The following is a 17,462-nucleotide window of genomic DNA, read 5'->3' as shown; positions in this document are numbered from 1 at the left end:
CTTCCCGGTGGTGAACCGGGAAGCCCCCTTTTTTTGTTGCGCTGCTTCAGTTCGCGGCCCAGAACGCGTACTCGGCCGAGTACGGCGTGGCGGTCACGTCACCCGCGTTGCACGCGCCCGTCGGCGCGAGCCCGCCCTTGGTGGCGAGGCGCTGGATGTAGGTGACGGTGCCGAACACGCCCTTGCCGGTGTCCTTGTCGGACTTGAGCAGGATCTCCGGGATCGCGTCGGTGTGCTGCACGGCCTTGCCCGGCACGGCGGTGGCAGCGACCGTGCTGCCGTCCACAGTGGACGTCCAGATCGGGCCCGCGTCGTGCAGGGCCACGGACTTGGTGCCCTCGGTCATGATGGCCGACGGCTTGATCAGCTTCCACGCGCCGTCGGTGCAGCCGTAGATCTGCACGCCTTCGCCGCGGAAGTTGGCCACGCGCTTGTTGCCCGGCGGCACCTGCACCGCCGCGGGAGCTTCGACGATCTCGGGCGAACCGGCTTGCGCGCCGCCCTGGGTGTCGGCCGCGCTCGGCGTGCTGCTCTGCGCTCCGGTCTGCGCCGGAGCTGCCTGCGAACCGGCCGCGTTCGCCGCGCCACCCTGTCCGGCACCGTCCGACGAGCCCGAAGAGCACGCCGTCGCACCGCCCAGGAGGATCATCGAACCTGCCGCCAGTGCCAGAGAAATCCGCTTCATCGTCCCCGCCTGATCCAGGCCCGCCATCCGGTGGCGGGCGCTCGTCAGGTGCACGAGCGCCCACCTCGGAACGGTTCACTCGATCGGGAAAAAATTCTCAACGGGGCGATTACCGCCAGTCAGACGGTGACTTCGGCCTTCGGCGCGTCGACCTCCGCGGCGTGCGGGTCGGCGTCGCGGTGGCGCAGCGCGAGCAGCCCGCCGACGACCATCGTGATCACCACGCCGACGAACGTGTACCAGTACGTGGCCAGCGGCACGAGCGTCTTCGTGGCCGCGCCGAACTGGATGTGCACGGCAGTGGTGGTCTTGTCGAACTTGACGAACAGGATCAGGAACGCCATGCCCACCACCGAGCACGCGAACGCGATCACCGCGTCGGCCTGGCGCGCCTTCTTCACGATCAGGCCGAGGAAGAACGAGCCCAGCAGCGCGCCGTAGGTGTAGCCGACGATGCCGAGGCCCTGCTGGATCACCGGGTCCTTCGAGTTGGTGAACAGCGACGCGAAGATCGCGAACACGACCGCCCAGATCAGCGTCCACATGCGACCGTAGCGCAGCAGCTTCGAGTCCTCCACCGACCGGTGCGTGAAGCGCTGGTAGAGGTCGGCGATGGTCGAAGTGGACAGTGCGTTGAGCGCCGAGGCCAGCGCGCCCATCGTGGACGCGAGGATGCCGGCGATCAGCAGGCCCGCCAGGCCCACGGGCAGGTCGTTGACGATGAAGTTGGAGAACACGTCGTCGCCGGACATCTTCCCGGCCGCGACCGCGGTGGCCGTCGCGCCCGTCTTCCCGCCGGTGTAGACCCACAGCATGGCGCCGACCACCAGGAACAACGCGAACTGCACGAACACCACGAACGACGAGCCGATCAGCGCGCGCTGGCCGTCGCGCAGGCTCTTGGTCGACAGCAGCCGCCCGACGATCAGCTGGTCCGCGCCGTGCGACGCCATCGACAGGAACGCGCCGCCGACCACCGCGCCGATGAACGCATACGGGCTGGTGACGATGTTGGACGTGAAGTCGGTGAGCTGGAAACGGCCCTGGCTCGCGGCGATCGACGTCCAGCCGTCGGGCAGCTTGGTCGCGAGGAACACGACCGCGCCGAGGGCGCCGAGGACGTAGAGCGACCACTGGATCACGTCGACCCAGATCACCGACTTGATGCCGCCGACGAACGCGTAGATGAGCGTGAGCGCGGTCAGCAGCACCACGATGTGCCAATAGGACGTGTGGATGCCGTAGTGGTCGAGGATCGCCTTGATCGGGATGGCGCCGGCGAACAGCCGCAGGCCCTCGGCGAGCAGGCGCGTGACGACGAACGTGACCGACGCCGTGCCCTGCAGACCGCGCCCGAAGCGGCGGCCGAGGAACTCGTAGGCGCTCACGTAGTTGCCGCGGAAGTATCGGGGCAGCAGCACGAAAGCGGCGACGATGCGGCCGAGGATGTAGCCGAACGCCACTTCGAGGAAGAGGAACTCGCTGCCGAAGACCAGGCCCGGCGTCGAGATCACGGTGAGCGTGGACGTCTCGGTGGCCACGACCGAGAGCGTGACGGCCCACCAGGGCATGCTGCGTTCACCGACGAAGTAGTCGTTCGCGGACTTCTGTCTGCGGCCGACCAGCACGCCGATGATCGGCATCGCCGCCAGGTACACGATGACGATCACCAGATCGACTGGGTTCATGGGGATTCTCCTACCGTCGTGCGCCAACTTCCGCGACCCGCAAGCGAGTCACGATGCCCCCCATCGGGGCCGGAAGGTTCAGGGGGGCCGCGCCGGGCGTGAGCGCGCCGAGCAGCCGGGGCCCGCGCGCGCCCGTCGCCGACGGCAGCGTGGCCGGCACGCCGCACCAGCTCAGCCAGCCGAGCAACGCGGTCAGGTACGCCTCTTTGCCCGCGCCGGGCAGGCCGAGGTCGTCGCTGGTGCGCAGGGCGACACCGGGGAGGTTGTCCGCCAGCGCCGCCATCACGGCGGGGTTGCGCATGCCGCCGCCGGAGACGACCAGCGTCGCCGCGTGGTGGCGCCGGCATTCGGCGGCGACGGTCGCGGCGGTCAGTTCGGTGAGAGTCGCCAGGAGGTCTTCGGGCGTGAGCGGCGCCACGCCGGCGAGGGCGGCGTCGAGGTAGTCGCCGTGGAAATGCTCCTTGCCGGTGGACTTCGGTGGTGCGGCGGCGAAGTACAGGTCGGCGAGCAGCCGGTCGAGCAGGTCCCGGCGGACGGTGCCGGCCAGCGCGAGCTTCCCGTCGACGTCGGCGTGCTGCTCGCCGCCGGTCACGCGGGCGGCGGCGAGGTCGAGCAACGCGTTGGCAGGGCCGGTGTCGTAGGCGAACACCGCGTCGCTCTCTCCGACCACCGTGATGTTGGCGATGCCGCCGAGGTTGAGCGCGGCCACGGGCTTGCCCGTCTCCTCGGCGAGGCCACGCAGCCACAACGCGTCGAGCGTGCTGGCGAGCGGTGCGCCCTGGCCGCCGGCGGTGATGTCGCGGATGCGCAGGTCGGCCACGACGGGCGTGCCGGTGCGTTCGGCGATCCACGCGGGCTGGCCCAGTTGCAGCGTGCCGAGGGCTACGCCGTTCTCCACCCAGTGGTAAACGGTCTGGCCGAGCGACGCGATCACGTCCACGGGCCCGTGCTCGGCGATGCCCTGCGCGGCGGCTTCGGCGAAGGCCTGGCCGACGCGGGTGTCGAGCACGGTGAGCGCTTCGGCGCTGCTCGGGTTGGGCGGCAGCGCCTTCAGCACCGCTTCGCGGGTTTCCGCCGCGAAGGGCACGTCGAGCTCGCCGAGCGGGGTGAGGACCACGGTGTCGTCCTCGGCGTGCAGTTCGGCGACGGCGACGTCGATGCCGTCGACCGAAGTCCCCGAAAGGAGGCCGAGGACGCGGAAGCCGTGGGTTTTCATCCGGAGTGGTTTAGCCGGGGTGAAGCGGTGACGCAAGCCCACGTCGTGAAGTCTTGGCCGAATCGGAACTCTGCGTGTGATCCGTTGGCCTGAAGGGCCCAGCGCGGTGGGGTGTCTGGGGGAGCCCGGGAGCGGATGACAGGATGGGGGCGTGTCGAGCACCTGGTTCTGGATCGTCATCGTCGCCGTCGTCGTCCTGGTCGCCGTGCTGGTGTCCGGGCTGCTCATCGCACGTCGGCGGCGGATCAGCCTCGAACAGGCGCGCAAGGTCGAGGAGAAGCCGAAGGGCGGCGGGTACACCGCGGCCGGCGGCATCACCTTCGCGCCCGGGGGTGAGGCCGACGCTGCGCCCGCCGCGGAACCGGTGCCGGCCGAGCACCCCGTCGAGGACCGCCCGGAGGTCGACGGCCAGCCCGCCGTGGGCGACGACGCCGCGGTGCCGCGCGACTCCGACCAGCGCACGATGCGCGACGTCAAGCTGCCCGAGCCGGAGTCGGAAGGCCCCGCGGCCGCGCCGGTCGAAGGCACCGTCGAGCCGATCGAGCCGGTGCTCCCGATCGAGGAGATCGACCCCGCGACCGGCCGCCTGGAGCGCCTGCGCGGGCGGCTGTCGAAGTCGCGCTCGATGTTCGGCCAGAGCCTGCTGGGCCTGCTCGGCGCCGGCGACCTCGACGAGGATTCCTGGCAGGACGTCGAGGACTCGCTGCTCATCGCCGACCTCGGCGCGGCCACCACGACCCAGATCGTCGAGCGCTTGCGGGACGAGCTTTCGCGCCGCGCGGTGCGCACGCCCGCCGAAGCACGCGAAGTGCTGCGCGAGGTCCTGACCGCTTCGCTGTCCACGGACGGCATCCGTGCCGTGCGCGCGTTGCCGCACGAGGTCGACGGCCAGAAGCAGCCCGCCGTGGTACTCGTCGCCGGCGTGAACGGCACCGGCAAGACCACCACTACCGGCAAGCTCGCGCGCGTGCTCGTCTCGCAAGGCTCGACCGTGGTGCTCGGCGCGGCCGACACCTTCCGCGCCGCGGCCGCCGACCAGCTCCAGACCTGGGGCGAGCGCGTCGGCGCGTCGGTCGTGCGCGGCAAGGAAGCCGCCGATCCCGCCGCCGTCGCGTTCGACGCCGTGAAGCGCGGCATCGACGAAGGCGCCGATGCGGTCCTGATCGACACTGCCGGGCGCCTCCACACCAAGACCGGCCTCATGGACGAGCTCGGCAAGGTCAAGCGCGTCGTCGAGAAGCAGGCGAAGGTCGACGAGGTCCTGCTGGTGCTCGACGCCACCACCGGCCAGAACGGCCTCGCCCAGGCCCGCGTGTTCTCCGAGGTCATCGACGTCACGGGCATCGTCCTCACCAAGCTCGACGGCACGGCCAAGGGCGGCATCGTCTTCCAGGTCCAGAAGGAGCTCGGGGTGCCGGTGAAGCTCGTCGGCCTCGGCGAAGGGCCGGACGACCTGGCGCCGTTCGAGCCTGGCGCGTTCGTGGACGCCCTGCTCGGCTGAGCCCGAATTCGCCCGTTGAGGTGATCAACCGGCAAGGAGGACAGGACACCCGCCTGTCTCTGCCACGGTGGACCCGTCGCTGACGGTTGATCAAGGGGTTCACGGGCATGACGGGTGGGTTCGACGCCGTAACCGAGGAGCTCGAACGCGCCGCCGATACCATCGGCGACGTGGTCGGAGGCGCCGCGGGCCTGCTGTGGCAAGGGCCGAGCGGCGACTATGGCCACCCCGGCGTGCAGGCCGGCTGGGGCAGCTTCATCGAAGAGATCAAGTCCGTCGTCGCCGCGCTCGAGGGCAAAGCCCAGGGCCACGGCGAAGACCTGCGCACGGCGGCGGTGCGGTACGCGGGCGCCGACGACACCGCGAGCGACGCGATCGTGAAGACCGCGGCGAAGGCGTTCGGCGGGACTACGGACGGTGGCGTCTTCGGTCCGCTCGGCGAGATTCTGCACCGGTCCGTCGGCGGGAATCCGGACGACGGCGAGAAGATCGGTCCCGCGTGGACCGGCGGCGCGACCGGCCGGATCAGCGGGTCGATCGACGAACTCCCGCCGGACGTGATGAGCCCCGAGCGCTCCCGGGAGCTGTTCCCCGGTCCGAAGTCCGAGGTGGAGGGCCCTGACCCCGTCGCCGAGGCGGACCGCGAAGGGCCGGTGTTCTGATGGCCGCCGAGCTGGGGGAGACGACCGACCCGAAGGAACTCGTCCCCGGTGAGCCGCGGTTCATCTCTGGTGACCTGAAGGACCTCGTCCGCAACATCCAGAAGATGGCCGCGATCTCCGACGGCCTCTCGGGCGTCGACGCGAAGCAGTGGACCGGCGAGGCGAGCGACCGGTTCCGCGAGACCTTCGGCCAGGAGCCGAAGAAGTGGTTCGACACCATCGGGGTCCTGGGCGGCGGCGCCAACGCGCTGGCCGACTACGGCGAGGCGCTGACCAAGAGCCAGTCCGAGGCCCAGCGGGCGATCGAGCTGTACACGCAGGGGCAGGCTGCCACGCGCGCCGCGTCCGCGCAGTGGACTGTGCAGGCCTATCAGGCCCTCACCGGGGGACACGCGATCCCGGCCTTCGCCGACCCCGGCCAGTCCGCGACGCAGGAGGCCGAGCGGATCCTGAGGGCCGCCCGCGCCGCGCTCGAAGAGGCCGGCGGCTCCACGGCGGAGAAGCTCGGCTTCAAGAAGAAGGACGACGGGACTTACTCCGGGATCTCGGCAAGACCCACGAGTTCGGCGCCGAGGAGCGCGACAAAAAGACGAAGACGGTGTGGGACCCGGACAAGAAGGAGTGGGCCGAGGTCGAGGAGGACCCCGGTGGCTGGCAGGACCACAAGGGCGGCAAGAACTACACCCGCGAATGGGGTTCGCAGTCCGACGGCATGCTCACCGACAAGCTGGGCGGCCTGCTCGAAAAGCTCGGCATCGACACGTCGGAGAGCACCGTGTCGGCCTCGGCGAGCGTCGACCTGGTCGACGGTTCGCTCGACGGGAAGTTCGGCGACGGGACCTTCGGCGGCAGCGGCAAGATCGAGGGCGCGGCCCTGGGCGCCGGCGCGGAGGCCCACGCGGGCGCTTCGGCGCTGGGCCTGACCGCGGGCGCGTCAGCCGAGGCGTATCTGGCCAAGGGCAGTGCGCAAGGCGAAATTCACTACGGCGACCACGTTGCGGTGAAGGGCGACGCTTCTGCGGAAGTCGGTGCCAAGGCGTCCGCCCAGGGCTCCCTCGGCTGGTCCGGGATGCAGGGCAGCGTCGAGGGGTTCGCGGGCGGCCGGATCGAGGGCAATGTGAGCGCCGAGGTCGCCGGTGTCACCGCCGGTGCGCACGGCGAGGCGTGGGCTGGCGTCGGGGCCGAAGCGAGCGGCCAGTTCGGCATGGGCGACGACGGGAAGTTCCACGTCGGTGCATCGGTCGGCGTGGCCCTGGGTATCGGTGGCAAGGTCGGGTTCGATCTCAGCATCGACCCGGGTGAGGTCGTCGACACCGTTCAGGACGTGGCCGGTGACGTCGGCGAGGTCGCGTCCGACGTCGGGCACGGCATCGCGAACGCCGCGGGCGCCGTCGGCGACTTCCTCGGCTTCTGACCACCAGAACCAGCAGATTCGGAGCAGACACAGTGGCAGGCACCCTCCCCGTCCCGATCGAGTTCTCGCTGCCGGAGGGGTGGCGATCGGTTCCGCCCGACGAGGTCGGCACGCCGGACGCGGCGTTCGTCGCCCTGAACCCCGCGTCGGCGCGTGAGGGGTTCACGGCGAACATCACGATCACCGGCGAGCTGCGTGAAGACGACGTCGCGCTCACGGCGGTCGGCGACGAGGCCGTCGAGAAGCTGCGCGCCGCCGGCGCCCAGGGCGTACAGCTCGGGCGGCGCAACGAGGTCGGCTCGGCGGAGAACCCGGGCCTCACGCAGGCGGTGAAGCTGACCGTCGGGCTCAAGGGCAAGCAGGTGGACCTCGTGCAGTTCCAGGTGTTCCTGGTGATGCGCGACCAGCAGGACCCGCAGCGGCAGGCCGTGCTGCACGTGGTGCTGTCGGCGTTGCTGGAGAACCAGTTCGAGCACGTGATCGACGACTTCCAGAAGTTCCTCACCACCGTCAAACCGGAGCAGACGGCATGAACGACACCGCGCGGCAGCTGCTGGCCCGCATCGAAGCGATCGACACGGCCGCGGCCGACAACCGCCTCCGAGCCGAGGCGTACCAGCGCGTGGCCGACGAGCTCAAAGACGCCATGGGCACCGCGACCTCGCCGGACGGCGTGGTCACCGTGGTCGCGGGACCGGGCGGCGCGATCGCGTCGGTCACCTTCAGCGAACGCGCCCGCGAGGCGGATCCCGCCGTGCTGTCGGCGGACGTGCTGCGAGCGATCGGCGAAGCACAGGCCGCGGCGGCGCGGATGCAGGCCGAGGTCGTCGGCCGCGGCCTCGGCAGCACCGAGTTCCTCGACCGCGTGCTCGACTCCGACGAGCAGCTTTTCGGTGCCCCTCGCCCGACCTCGGTGGCTCCGCCGCCGCGTCCGCCGGTTCGCGAGGTGCCGCCGGAGGGTGAGTTCGACGACTTCTCCGTGTACGACCAGGAATCGACCCGGTGAGTGTCGCGCTGATCCTCGTGATCGTCATCGGCGGCACGCTCCTGATCGCGGCCGCGGTGACGTGGTTCGTGGTGTGGAACAACCGGAGCATGCAGCGCGCCGAAGCCGGGGTGCTGCAGCGGTTGAGCCAGGAAGCGCCGCGGCGAGGGTGGCGGTACGAGGAACGCAACGACTCCTATTGCGCCTACTACAACGAAGGCGACCCCCACCTGCAACGTTCTTTCGCGGACGAGCTGTTCTCGCCGAGTGATCCGTTCGTGCGGCCGCCCGAGGCGTTCGAGGCACACGAAATCGTGAGGGGGACGCACCGGGGACGTTCCTTCCTCGGCGCCAGGTTCAAGGTGCGCCAACGCGGGGTGGCCACCTATTACGCGCGAGCCGTGTGGGTGCGCACTCCGAAACTCGGCCCGGCACTGCAGGTGCGCCCGGCGGTGCCGCTCGAGAGCCGCGTGAACGCCTCGATCGGCCGCGGTGACCTCCGGGTGGGCGACGCCGAGTTCGACGAACGGTACGAGGTGCGCACCGGCGACGATCGCTTCGCGCGTGCGGTGCTCGTGCCGCAGGTCACTCATTTCCTGAAGACCGACCCGCGTCCGTTCCGAGGGTTTACGCTCCTCGGTGCGAACCTCGCCTTCGGCGACCGCATCACCGATCACCGTGATCTCGACAAGCTTGTCGCCGCGCTGGACCTGCGGTGCGACCTGCTCGATCTGATTCCGCGTTCCGTCTGGGCCTGAGGAGGCAGACAGTGTTGCGTCGTGTGGTAATCGCAGTGTGTGGGCTCGCGTTGGTGGCCGGGTGTTCCGCGCACGTAGAGGTGCAGCGGAAGGTGGCGAAGGCTGACCTGGAGAAGGGGATCTCCGACGCGTTGCAGAAGACGGTGGGGCAGCGGCCGGACTCGGTGACGTGCCCGGGACCGATCGACGCGAAGGTCGGCCAGCAGATGCGCTGCGAACTGGTCGCCGGAACGACCAAGGCGGGCCTCACCGCGACCGTCAACACCGTGAACGGCAGCGACGTTCGCTACTCGGTCAAGGTCGACGACCACGTGAGCAGCAATTGAGGTGACACACCGGCCCGCGCGGGCGCACACTCCAGCCACGGATTGACGCCCGCGTGGACCTCCCGTTTCCCTTCGTCGCCAGGACACCCCGGACGAGAGGAAACCCAGCCATGATCATCGACGGTCCGCGCGTCCGCCTGCGTCCGCTCACCGAAGGCGACCGGCGCCGCGCCCAGGAAATCCCTGTCCACGCCCGAAGTCGCGCGGTGGTGGGGCGAAGCCGTGCACGAGGTCGAAAGCCTCCTCGAGGAGGAAGCCGGCTTCTCCAGCTACGCCATCGAGCTCGACGGGGAGGTCGTCGGGCTCATCCAGAGCTCCGAAGAGCTCGACCCGCAGTACCGCCACGCCGGCATCGACATCGCCGTCGCGCCGAGCCACCACGGCCGGGGCCTCGGCACGGAGGCCATCCGTGTGCTCGCCGCGCACCTGTTCGCCCAGGGCCACCACCGCCTGACGATCGACCCGGCCGCCGCCAACGAGAAGGCGGTGCTCGTCTACGCCAAGCTCGGCTTCCGGCCCGTCGGCCTGCTGCGCCAGTACGAACGCGGCCCCGACGGCACCTTCCACGACGGCCTGCTCATGGACCTCCTGGCCGGCGAGCTCAGGTGACCGGCAGCTGCTGCGAAAGCCGGTCGGCGATCTTCTGCACCACGGGCGCGATGCTCGCCACCGCGTCCGCGGTCAGCCGGCCGGACGGGCCGGACACGGACACCGCCGCGGGCACCGGCATGCCGGGCACCGCGACGGCGATGCACCGGACCCCGAGCTCCTGCTCGGCCTCGTCCAGCGCGTAGCCCTGCGACGCGATGCGCGTGAGCTCGGCGGCGAGCGAAGAAGGGTCGGTGAAGGTGTGTTCGGTGTACGCGGGCATGCCGGTGCGCCTGAGCAGCGCGGCGACGTCGTCGGCGGGCAGCTGCGCGAGCATCGCCTTGCCGACCCCGGTGCCGTGGGGCAGCAGGCGCCGGCCGACCTCCGTGAACATCCGCATGGAGTGCTTGGAGGGCACCTGGGCCACGTACACGACCTCGTCGCGCTCCAGCACGGCGAGGTTGGCCGTCTCGCCGACCTCCTCGACGAGCTCGACCAGCAACGGCCGCGCCCATGAGCCGAACTGCATGCTCGCGTTCTCGCCGAGGCGGATGAGCCGCGCGCCGAGGGCGTAGCGGCGGTTGGTGTTCTGCCGGACGTACCCGAGGTCGACCAGCGTCCGGATCAGCCGGTGAATGGTTGGCATCGGCAGCCCTGAGAGGGTCGCGAGCTCCGACAGGCTGGCCTCCCCGCCCGTGTCCGCGAGGTGCTCCAGCAGCTCGAACGCGCGCTGCAGGGACTGGACGCCGCCGTCCCGTCCGCCTTTCTCAGCTGCCACCAGGTGGGCCTCCTCACACGTCCGCTTCTTCCGAGCGTTTGAGCTTCCGCTATGCAGAAACTATAGTCCGTCAGGTAAAAACCGTAGGGACGTTATCCAAAGAACGACTCGGGGTGTTTCGCATGTCTGAAGTCCAGGTCCTCGGCGGCTCGGTGGAGCGCGGCGACGAGATCCTGACGCCGGAAGCCCTCGCCTTCCTGGCGGGGCTCCACGACGCCTTCGCGGCGCGCCGGGACGAGCTGCTCGCGGCCCGCGGCAAGCGCCGCGAAGAGGCCCGTACGACCGGCCGGCTCGACTTCCTGCCGGAGACGAAGGAGATCCGCGAAGGCGACTGGAAGGTCGCCGAGGCGCCGCCGGCGCTGCGTGACCGCCGCGTGGAGATCACCGGCCCCACCGACCGCAAGATGACCATCAACGCCCTCAACTCCGGCGCCAAGGTGTGGCTCGCCGACTTCGAGGACGCCAACACGCCGCACTGGGCCAACGTCGTGTCCGGCCAGGTCAACCTGTCCGACGCCATCCGCGAGACCATCACGCTGGAGAGCGGCGGCAAGAGCTACGCGCTCAAGGACGACGTCGAGCACGCCACCATCGTGGTCCGCCCGCGCGGCTGGCACCTCGACGAGCGCAACCTCACCTTCGGCGGCCGCCAGGGCGTCGGCGCGCTGGTCGACTTCGGCCTGTACTTCTTCCACAACGCGGCCGAGCTGCTCAAGCGCGGCAAGGGCCCGTACTTCTACCTGCCGAAGATGGAGAGCCACCTCGAGGCGCGGCTGTGGAACGACGTGTTCACCCACGCCGAGAAGGCCCTCGGCATCGAGCACGGCACCGTCCGCGCCACCGTGCTGATCGAGACGATCCCGGCCGCGTTCGAGATGGAGGAAATCCTCTACGAGCTGCGCGAGCACGCCTCGGGCCTCAACGCGGGCCGCTGGGACTACCTGTTCAGCGTGATCAAGTACTTCCGTGACGCCGGTGAGAAGTTCGTGCTGCCGGACCGCAACTCGGTGACCATGACCGCTCCGTTCATGCGCGCCTACACCGAGCTGCTCGTGGCCACCTGTCACCAGCGCGGCGCGTTCGCGATCGGCGGCATGGCGGCGTTCATCCCGAGCAAGGACCCGAAGGTCAACGAGGGCGCGTTCGAAAAGGTCCACGCCGACAAGGCGCGCGAGGCGGCCGACGGGTTCGACGGTTCCTGGGTCGCGCACCCCGGCATGGTCGCCCTCTGCAAGGAGGAGTTCGACAAGGTCCTCGGCGACCGGCCGAACCAGCTCGAGCGCACCCGCGACGAGGTCAGCGTCACGGCCGACCAGCTCCTCGACGTCGCCTCGACGCCGGGCAGTGCCACTGCGGCCGGCCTGCGCGCCGCCGTCGAGGTCGGCATCCGCTACATCGCGTCCTGGCTGAGCGGCAACGGCGCGGCGGCCATCCACAACCTCATGGAGGACGCGGCCACGGCCGAGATCTCCCGTTCGCAGGTGTGGCAGTGGGTCAAGAACGGCACCCAGCTCGACACCGGCGACAGGGTCACCGCGGAGCTCGTGCGCGGCGTGCTGGCCGAGGTCCGCGGCGAGCTGTCGGCCGAGGTCAAGGAAGACGCGCTCACGCCGGCCGTCGAGCTGTTCGAGCAGGTCGCGCTGGCCGACGAGTTCCCGGACTTCCTCACGCTCCCGGCCTACGAGCACATCAAGTAATGCGGGACGGCAGGCTCACCGAGGACGTCTACACCGCCGCCGACGCGCGCCTGGCCGAGGCCGACGCGCGCGTCGCGGCGCTGTACCCCGGTGAGCCGCCGGGCCGCCGGCCCGTGCACACCGTGTACGTGTCGGCGTCCCAGTACCGCACCCGCCTGGTCGCCGACTGGGGCAAGCAGGCCATGCGGGTCTTCGTCGAGCGCGGCGACGTGCTCGGCCTCGACGCGGACGTCGCCGAGCGCGTGCGGACGAAGCTGCTCACCGAGCCGATCGAGGACCTGCGGATCGACTTCGAGGACGGCTACGGCAACCCGGGCGACGAAGCCGAGGACGCCGCGGCCCTGGCCGCCGGGCAGACCCTCGCGACCACGGGCGGCACCCCGTTCGTGGGCATCCGCTTCAAGAGCTTCGAAGCCACCACCCGCCGGCGCGGCATCCGCACGCTGGACCTGTTCCTTTCCGGACTGCTCAGCAACGGCGCCTTGCCCGACGGGTTCGTGATCACCCTGCCGAAGGTCACCGCCATCGAGCAGGTCTCGGTGGCCGCCGACGTACTCGGGCAGCTGGAGGTCGCCTACGGCCTGGCCGAGGGCACCCTGCGCTTCGAGGTGCAGATCGAGACCGCGCAGTCGATCCTCGCCCACGACGGCACCGTCACCGTGGCCCGCATCATCCAGGCCGCCGCCGGCCGCTGCTTCGGCCTGCACTACGGCACCTACGACTACAGCGCGGGCCTCGGCATCGGCGCCGCCTACCAGAGCATGGCCCACCCGGCGGCCGACTTCGCGAAGCAGCTCATGCAGGTCGCCGCCGCCGGCACCGGCGTTCGCCTTTCCGACGGCTCCACCAACCGCTTGCCGATCGGCGACGACCTGCCTGGCGCCTGGGCCGAACACCTGCGCTTGGTCCGCCGCTCCCTGGAAAACGGCTTCTACCAGGGCTGGGACCTCCACCCCCACCAGCTGCCGACCCGCTTCGCCGCCACTTACGCCTTCTACCGCGAAGGCTTCCCCACCGCCGCGAAGCGCCTCAGCGACTACGCCTCCCAAACCTCGGCCGGCGTCCTCGACGAACCCGCCACCGCCGCCGCCCTCGCCCACTACCTCCTGGGCGGCCTCCACTGCGGCGCCCTGGAGCCGGCCGAACTCCCCTTCGACGCCGCGACCCTCGACCGCTACGCCCGCCGCCTGGCCTGACTGCCCTGCCTGCCGCGCCCCAATGCGGCGTTGGTTGCGTTCAACGCACCGAACGCCGCATTGGGTGCGCTCAGCGCACCGAACGCCACATTGGGGCGCTTTGGCCCCCACCCAACCGCCACCCGCCTGCCCAACTTACGACCCATCCAGGCCGCGTAGGCCTGCGCAACCGCCGCCGACCCACCTGCGGAACCTGCACCCAGTCCCGCCCCGGCACCCCGATCCGAAGCGTCTTTGCGGGCGGCGAGCCGTGTCAAGGCATGCTTTCCCGCCTCGACAACGGTTCACCGGCCGTCAACACAATCCAGCTTCGGGGTGCACGCCTGCCGCAACACGCCCTCGCGAGGACCGCATCACCCCACAGCCCCTCCGCAACACGCCGCGCGGGGACCAGAACCTCTCCCACACAGGCACCCCCGACCCACCCAGCCCACCCCAGGTAGGCTCGCTGCCGTCTTTCTGGTGTGGGTGGGAAAGGAAAACGCGACACCATGGCTCAAGAAGCACCGGCCCAAGAAGCAGCACAACCCGAAACCCTCGAGTTCCAGTCCGAGGCCCGCCAGCTGCTCCAGCTGATGATCCACTCGATCTACTCGAACAAGGACATCTTCCTCCGCGAGCTCATCTCCAACGCCTCCGACGCCCTCGACAAGCTCCGCCTCGAGACCTACCGCGACAAGGACCTCGAAGCCGACACCGCCGACCTCCACGTCGAGCTCACCCTCGACAAGGACGCCCGCACCCTCACCGTCCGCGACAACGGCATCGGCATGTCCCGCGACGACGTCGTGAACCTCATCGGCACCATCGCCAAATCGGGCACCGCCGAGTTCCTCCGCAAGCTCAAGGAATCACAGGACGCGGCCGGCTCGCAGGACCTCATCGGCCAGTTCGGCGTCGGTTTTTACTCCAGCTTCATGGTCGCCGACAAGGTCACGCTCACCACGCGCAAAGCCGGCACCACCGATGGCGTGCGCTGGGAGTCCGAGGGCGAGGGCACCTACACGATCGAGCCGGTGGCCGACGCGCCGCAGGGCACCGCCGTCACCCTGCACCTCAAGCCGGCCGACGACGAGGACCACCTCTTCGACTACACGTCGGAGTGGAAGGTCCGCGAGATCGTCAAGCGCTACTCCGACTTCATCACCTGGCCCGTCCGGATGGCCAAGCAGGCCAGCCCCCTGGACGCTGCCGAAGAAGGCACAGAGGGCTCCGAAGAGCGAAACGAGCCGGAGTTCGAGACCGTCAACTCGCGCAAGGCGCTGTGGGCCCGGCCCTCGTCGGAGGTGTCCGACGAGGAGTACCAGGAGTTCTACAAGCACATCAGCCACGACTGGAACAACGCGCTCGAAACCGTCCGCATGCAGGCGGAGGGCACGTTCGAGTACCAGGCGCTGCTGTTCATCCCGTCGCAGGCGCCGATGGACCTGTTCATGCGGGACGCGAAGCGCGGCGTGCAGCTGTACGTGAAGCGCGTGTTCATCATGGACGATTGCGAAGCGCTGATGCCGAACTACCTGCGCTTCGTCAAGGGTGTCGTCGACGCGCAGGACCTCTCGCTCAACGTCTCGCGCGAGATCCTGCAGCAGGACCGCCAGATCCGCGCCATCCGGCGGCGGCTGGAGAAGAAGATCCTCTCCACGATCAAGACGATGATGACCGAGGACGCCGAAAAGTACGCGACGTTCTGGCGCGAGTTCGGCCGCGCGGTGAAGGAGGGTCTGCTCGACGATCCGGAGAACCGCTCGGCCATCCTCGACATCTCGTCGTTCGCGTCCACGCACCACGCGGAGAAGCCGACTTCGCTGCGAGACTACGTCTCACGGATGAAGGAAGGCCAGGAGCACATCTACTACCTCACCGGCGAATCGCGCACGGTGATCGAGAACTCGCCGCACCTGGAAGCGTTCCGCGCCAAGGGGTACGAGGTTCTCATCCTCACCGACCCGGTCGACGAGATGTGGGTCGACGGCGTGGGTGGGTTCGAGGAGAAGTCGTTCCAGTCCGTGGCCAAGGGTGAGGTCGACCTCGGCGGCGACGAGACGTCCGACGAGCAGAAGGCCGAGTACGAAGATCTGCTCAAGTGGATGTCGGCGACGCTCACCGACAGCGTCAAGGAGGTCCGCCTTTCCTCGCGGCTGACCACCTCGCCGTCGTGCATCGTCGGCGACTCGGGTGACATGACGCCGACGCTGGAGAAGATGTACCGCGCGATGGGCCAGGAGATGCCGCAGATCAAGCGGGTCCTGGAGCTCAATCCGGAACACGCGCTGGTGACGGGCCTGCGCAAGGCGTTCGCGGAGAACCCGGCGGACGGTTCGCTGGCCGAGACGGCGGAGCTGCTGCACGGCATGGCGCTGCTGGCCGAGGGTGGCGAGCTGGCCGATCCGGGCCGGTTCCTGAAGCTGGTCGCCGATCGGGCCGCGAAGGCTCTCTGACCACCGGTCCGTGAAGGGCACCTCGAGGGAATTCCCGGAAGGTGCCCTTCATGGCGTTTCAGGACTCCGAGGTCAGGGCCAGGTAGACGTCGACCTGCGCGACGAAGTCCGTGAGGTCCACGCCGAGCAGCTCGGCGGCGCGGCCGATGCGGTAGCGCAGGGTGTTCACGTGGATGTGCAGGGTTTTCGCCGCGCGCGTGGGGGAGCCGGAGCACTCCAGGAACACGCGCACGGTGCGCACGAGGTCCGAATGCTGTTCGGCGTCGTAGTCGAGCAGCGGGCCGAGCAGGCGCCGGCGCAACGCGGCGCGCAGGTCGGTGGACGCGCCGGCGAGCAGGAGCTGGTGCACGCCCAGTGCGGCGGCGGGCACGACCACCACGTCGCCTTCCCGCTGCGCGGCAAGGGAAAGCGCGTGGCGCGCCACTTCGAACGCGCCGCGTGATTCGGCCGCGGGCACGGGATCGCTGACGCCGGCGAGGATCCGCGTCGCGCGCAGCAGGGGTTCCACTGTGGACAGAGCGGTCACCGCGTCGTCGGCCCAGCCGCCGGGCCAGGAGTCGTCGTCGGCGACGAGGGCGAGCGCGTCCGTGTGGTCACGGCTGCCGGTGGGCGTGATCGCTTCCTTGAATGTGGCGAGCTCTGTTGTGGCCAGGAGTTCGGCCAGTACATCGTCGGCCTCCGAGCTGTCTTCGGTGCGCAGCGCGACCGCGCGGACATTGCCGCCGAGTGGCGCCGGTGACGGACGCGACCGCGCGCGAGCCAAGCCGACGAGCCCGGCCAGCTCCTCGGCGAGCTCCGTCTGCGCGGTGCTCAGCGGTCCGTCCACGGCGAGCAGCCACGGCACGGCGTGGCGGCTCTCCACCGGCAGCACGGTGAGGCCGCCCGCCGCCGTCGGCCGGGCGCGGGCGGCGGCGAACTGGCGCACGGGTTCGGCCGCCGACACCGGCAGCGGTGCCGTACCGGCCACCACGCGGGGCACGCCCGAGAGGACCCAGCACGCCGTGCCCAGCTCTTCGGCTGCGCGGGCCAGCAGGTCTGCCAGCGGCGCGTCCTCCGCGGCGGCGGTGAGCAAGCGTTTGCGCGCCCCGTCGGCGGCGGCCGCGAGCGCGAGCACCACGCGTTCGGTGACCACGGCGAACGACAGGTCCGGCGGCACTTCCAGCAGCGGGACGCCGTGGCGGGCGCACGTGTCGATGACGTCTTCCGGGATGCCGCCGGCGTCGGCGCCCGACGCGGCCAACGCGGCGGCGCCACCGGCCGCCAGCGCCGCGACGAACGGCTCCGCGTCGCCCGGCGCACGCCACCACAGCAGCCCGGACAGCACGAGCTCACCCGCCGTCAGGTAGCGGCCCGGGTCGGGCAGCTCGGTCACGTAGATCCGCGTGACGGCGCGGTCGAGCAGGCCCTCGGCGGTGCTCGGGTGCGGGCGCAGGCCGGGTAGGCCCAGCAGGGTTCTCACGGTCGTCATCAGGCTTGTAGGAAAGCACAAACGGGTGGTCTTTCGCTGGGGCGGCTTTCATGGCGGGGCAC

General features: G+C 70.1%; 15 protein-coding genes and 2 pseudogenes. 12 read left to right on the top strand and 5 right to left on the bottom strand.

Going from position 1 to position 17,462, the window contains the following annotated elements:
- Nucleotides 1-46: 46 nt before the first annotated feature.
- The 3 genes from QRX50_RS47185 to QRX50_RS47175 form a co-directional block, all read right to left on the bottom strand.
- On the bottom strand, nt 47-739 hold the full coding sequence (locus QRX50_RS47185) for a DUF3455 domain-containing protein (protein ID WP_285969541.1): 693 nt from the start codon (nt 737-739) through the stop codon (nt 47-49).
- 65 nt (nt 740-804) lie between these two features.
- A complete protein-coding gene (locus tag QRX50_RS47180; protein WP_285969540.1) occupies nt 805-2,373 on the bottom strand; it encodes a sodium:solute symporter in 1,569 nt (522 codons plus the stop codon).
- Between the two features lie 10 nt (nt 2,374-2,383).
- Nucleotides 2,384-3,589 carry an anhydro-N-acetylmuramic acid kinase gene (locus tag QRX50_RS47175; RefSeq protein WP_285969539.1) on the bottom strand — a complete coding sequence of 402 codons (1,206 nt, stop codon included), beginning with the start codon at nt 3,587-3,589 and terminating at the stop codon, nt 2,384-2,386.
- A gap of 151 nt (nt 3,590-3,740) precedes the next feature.
- Here QRX50_RS47175 and ftsY point away from each other — a divergent pair, with 151 nt between their 5' ends.
- The 9 genes and pseudogenes from ftsY (at nt 3,741) to QRX50_RS47135 (ending at nt 9,844) form a co-directional block, all read left to right on the top strand.
- Entirely contained in the window at nt 3,741-5,090 is a 1,350-nt protein-coding gene (gene ftsY, locus QRX50_RS47170) for a signal recognition particle-docking protein FtsY (protein WP_285969538.1), read from the top strand.
- A gap of 107 nt (nt 5,091-5,197) precedes the next feature.
- Complete coding sequence (locus QRX50_RS47165) at nt 5,198-5,752, top strand: hypothetical protein (protein ID WP_285969537.1); 555 nt, start codon at nt 5,198-5,200, stop codon at nt 5,750-5,752.
- Nucleotides 5,752-6,198 (top strand): annotated as a pseudogene (locus QRX50_RS50195) (putative T7SS-secreted protein); the annotation flags it as partial. The gene QRX50_RS47165 and the pseudogene QRX50_RS50195, both read left to right, overlap by 1 nt.
- A gap of 152 nt (nt 6,199-6,350) precedes the next feature.
- A complete protein-coding gene (locus tag QRX50_RS47160) occupies nt 6,351-7,166 on the top strand; it encodes a hypothetical protein (RefSeq protein ID WP_285969536.1) in 816 nt (271 codons plus the stop codon).
- Nucleotides 7,167-7,198: 32 nt separating this feature from the next.
- A complete protein-coding gene (locus QRX50_RS47155; protein WP_285969535.1) occupies nt 7,199-7,699 on the top strand; it encodes a hypothetical protein in 501 nt (166 codons plus the stop codon).
- Nucleotides 7,696-8,172 carry a YbaB/EbfC family nucleoid-associated protein gene (locus QRX50_RS47150; RefSeq protein WP_285969534.1) on the top strand — a complete coding sequence of 159 codons (477 nt, stop codon included), beginning with the start codon at nt 7,696-7,698 and terminating at the stop codon, nt 8,170-8,172. Before QRX50_RS47155 ends, QRX50_RS47150 begins: the two co-directional genes overlap by 4 nt.
- A gap of 89 nt (nt 8,173-8,261) precedes the next feature.
- Nucleotides 8,262-8,909 (top strand): hypothetical protein, encoded by a 648-nt coding sequence (locus QRX50_RS47145; protein ID WP_285969533.1) that lies wholly within the window; start codon nt 8,262-8,264, stop codon nt 8,907-8,909.
- Nucleotides 8,867-9,235, top strand: a complete 369-nt coding sequence (locus tag QRX50_RS47140; protein ID WP_353074067.1) for a DUF4333 domain-containing protein — start codon at nt 8,867-8,869, stop codon at nt 9,233-9,235. Before QRX50_RS47145 ends, QRX50_RS47140 begins: the two co-directional genes overlap by 43 nt.
- Before the next feature lie 110 nt (nt 9,236-9,345).
- Nucleotides 9,346-9,844: pseudogene (locus tag QRX50_RS47135) on the top strand (GNAT family N-acetyltransferase).
- Here QRX50_RS47135 and QRX50_RS47130 read toward each other — a convergent pair.
- Complete coding sequence (locus tag QRX50_RS47130; protein WP_285969532.1) at nt 9,837-10,601, bottom strand: IclR family transcriptional regulator; 765 nt, start codon at nt 10,599-10,601, stop codon at nt 9,837-9,839. The pseudogene QRX50_RS47135 and the gene QRX50_RS47130 sit on opposite strands and share 8 nt — an antisense overlap.
- Nucleotides 10,602-10,723: 122 nt before the next feature.
- On the opposite strand from QRX50_RS47130, the gene aceB reads away from it, so the two are divergent.
- The 3 genes from aceB to htpG all read left to right on the top strand — a co-directional run bounded on the left by aceB (nt 10,724) and on the right by htpG (nt 15,932).
- A complete protein-coding gene (gene aceB, locus QRX50_RS47125; RefSeq protein WP_285969531.1) occupies nt 10,724-12,298 on the top strand; it encodes a malate synthase A in 1,575 nt (524 codons plus the stop codon).
- Nucleotides 12,298-13,494 (top strand): DUF6986 family protein, encoded by a 1,197-nt coding sequence (locus QRX50_RS47120; RefSeq protein ID WP_285969530.1) that lies wholly within the window; start codon nt 12,298-12,300, stop codon nt 13,492-13,494. The genes aceB and QRX50_RS47120 overlap by 1 nt, the downstream gene beginning before the upstream one ends.
- A gap of 491 nt (nt 13,495-13,985) precedes the next feature.
- Nucleotides 13,986-15,932: a molecular chaperone HtpG gene (htpG, locus tag QRX50_RS47115; protein ID WP_285969529.1), complete on the top strand. Its 1,947-nt coding sequence runs from the start codon at nt 13,986-13,988 to the stop codon at nt 15,930-15,932.
- 58 nt (nt 15,933-15,990) lie between these two features.
- Here htpG and QRX50_RS47110 read toward each other — a convergent pair whose 3' ends face one another.
- Nucleotides 15,991-17,400, bottom strand: coding sequence for a helix-turn-helix domain-containing protein (locus tag QRX50_RS47110; RefSeq protein ID WP_285969528.1), 1,410 nt, complete (start codon nt 17,398-17,400; stop codon nt 15,991-15,993).
- Nucleotides 17,401-17,462 lie beyond the last annotated feature (62 nt).

Source organism: Amycolatopsis sp. 2-15 (assembly GCF_030285625.1).
GTDB lineage: Bacteria > Actinomycetota > Actinomycetes > Mycobacteriales > Pseudonocardiaceae > Amycolatopsis > Amycolatopsis carbonis.
Note: the sequence above shows the minus strand (reverse complement) of the source record. Positions and strands in the feature narration are given on the sequence as shown.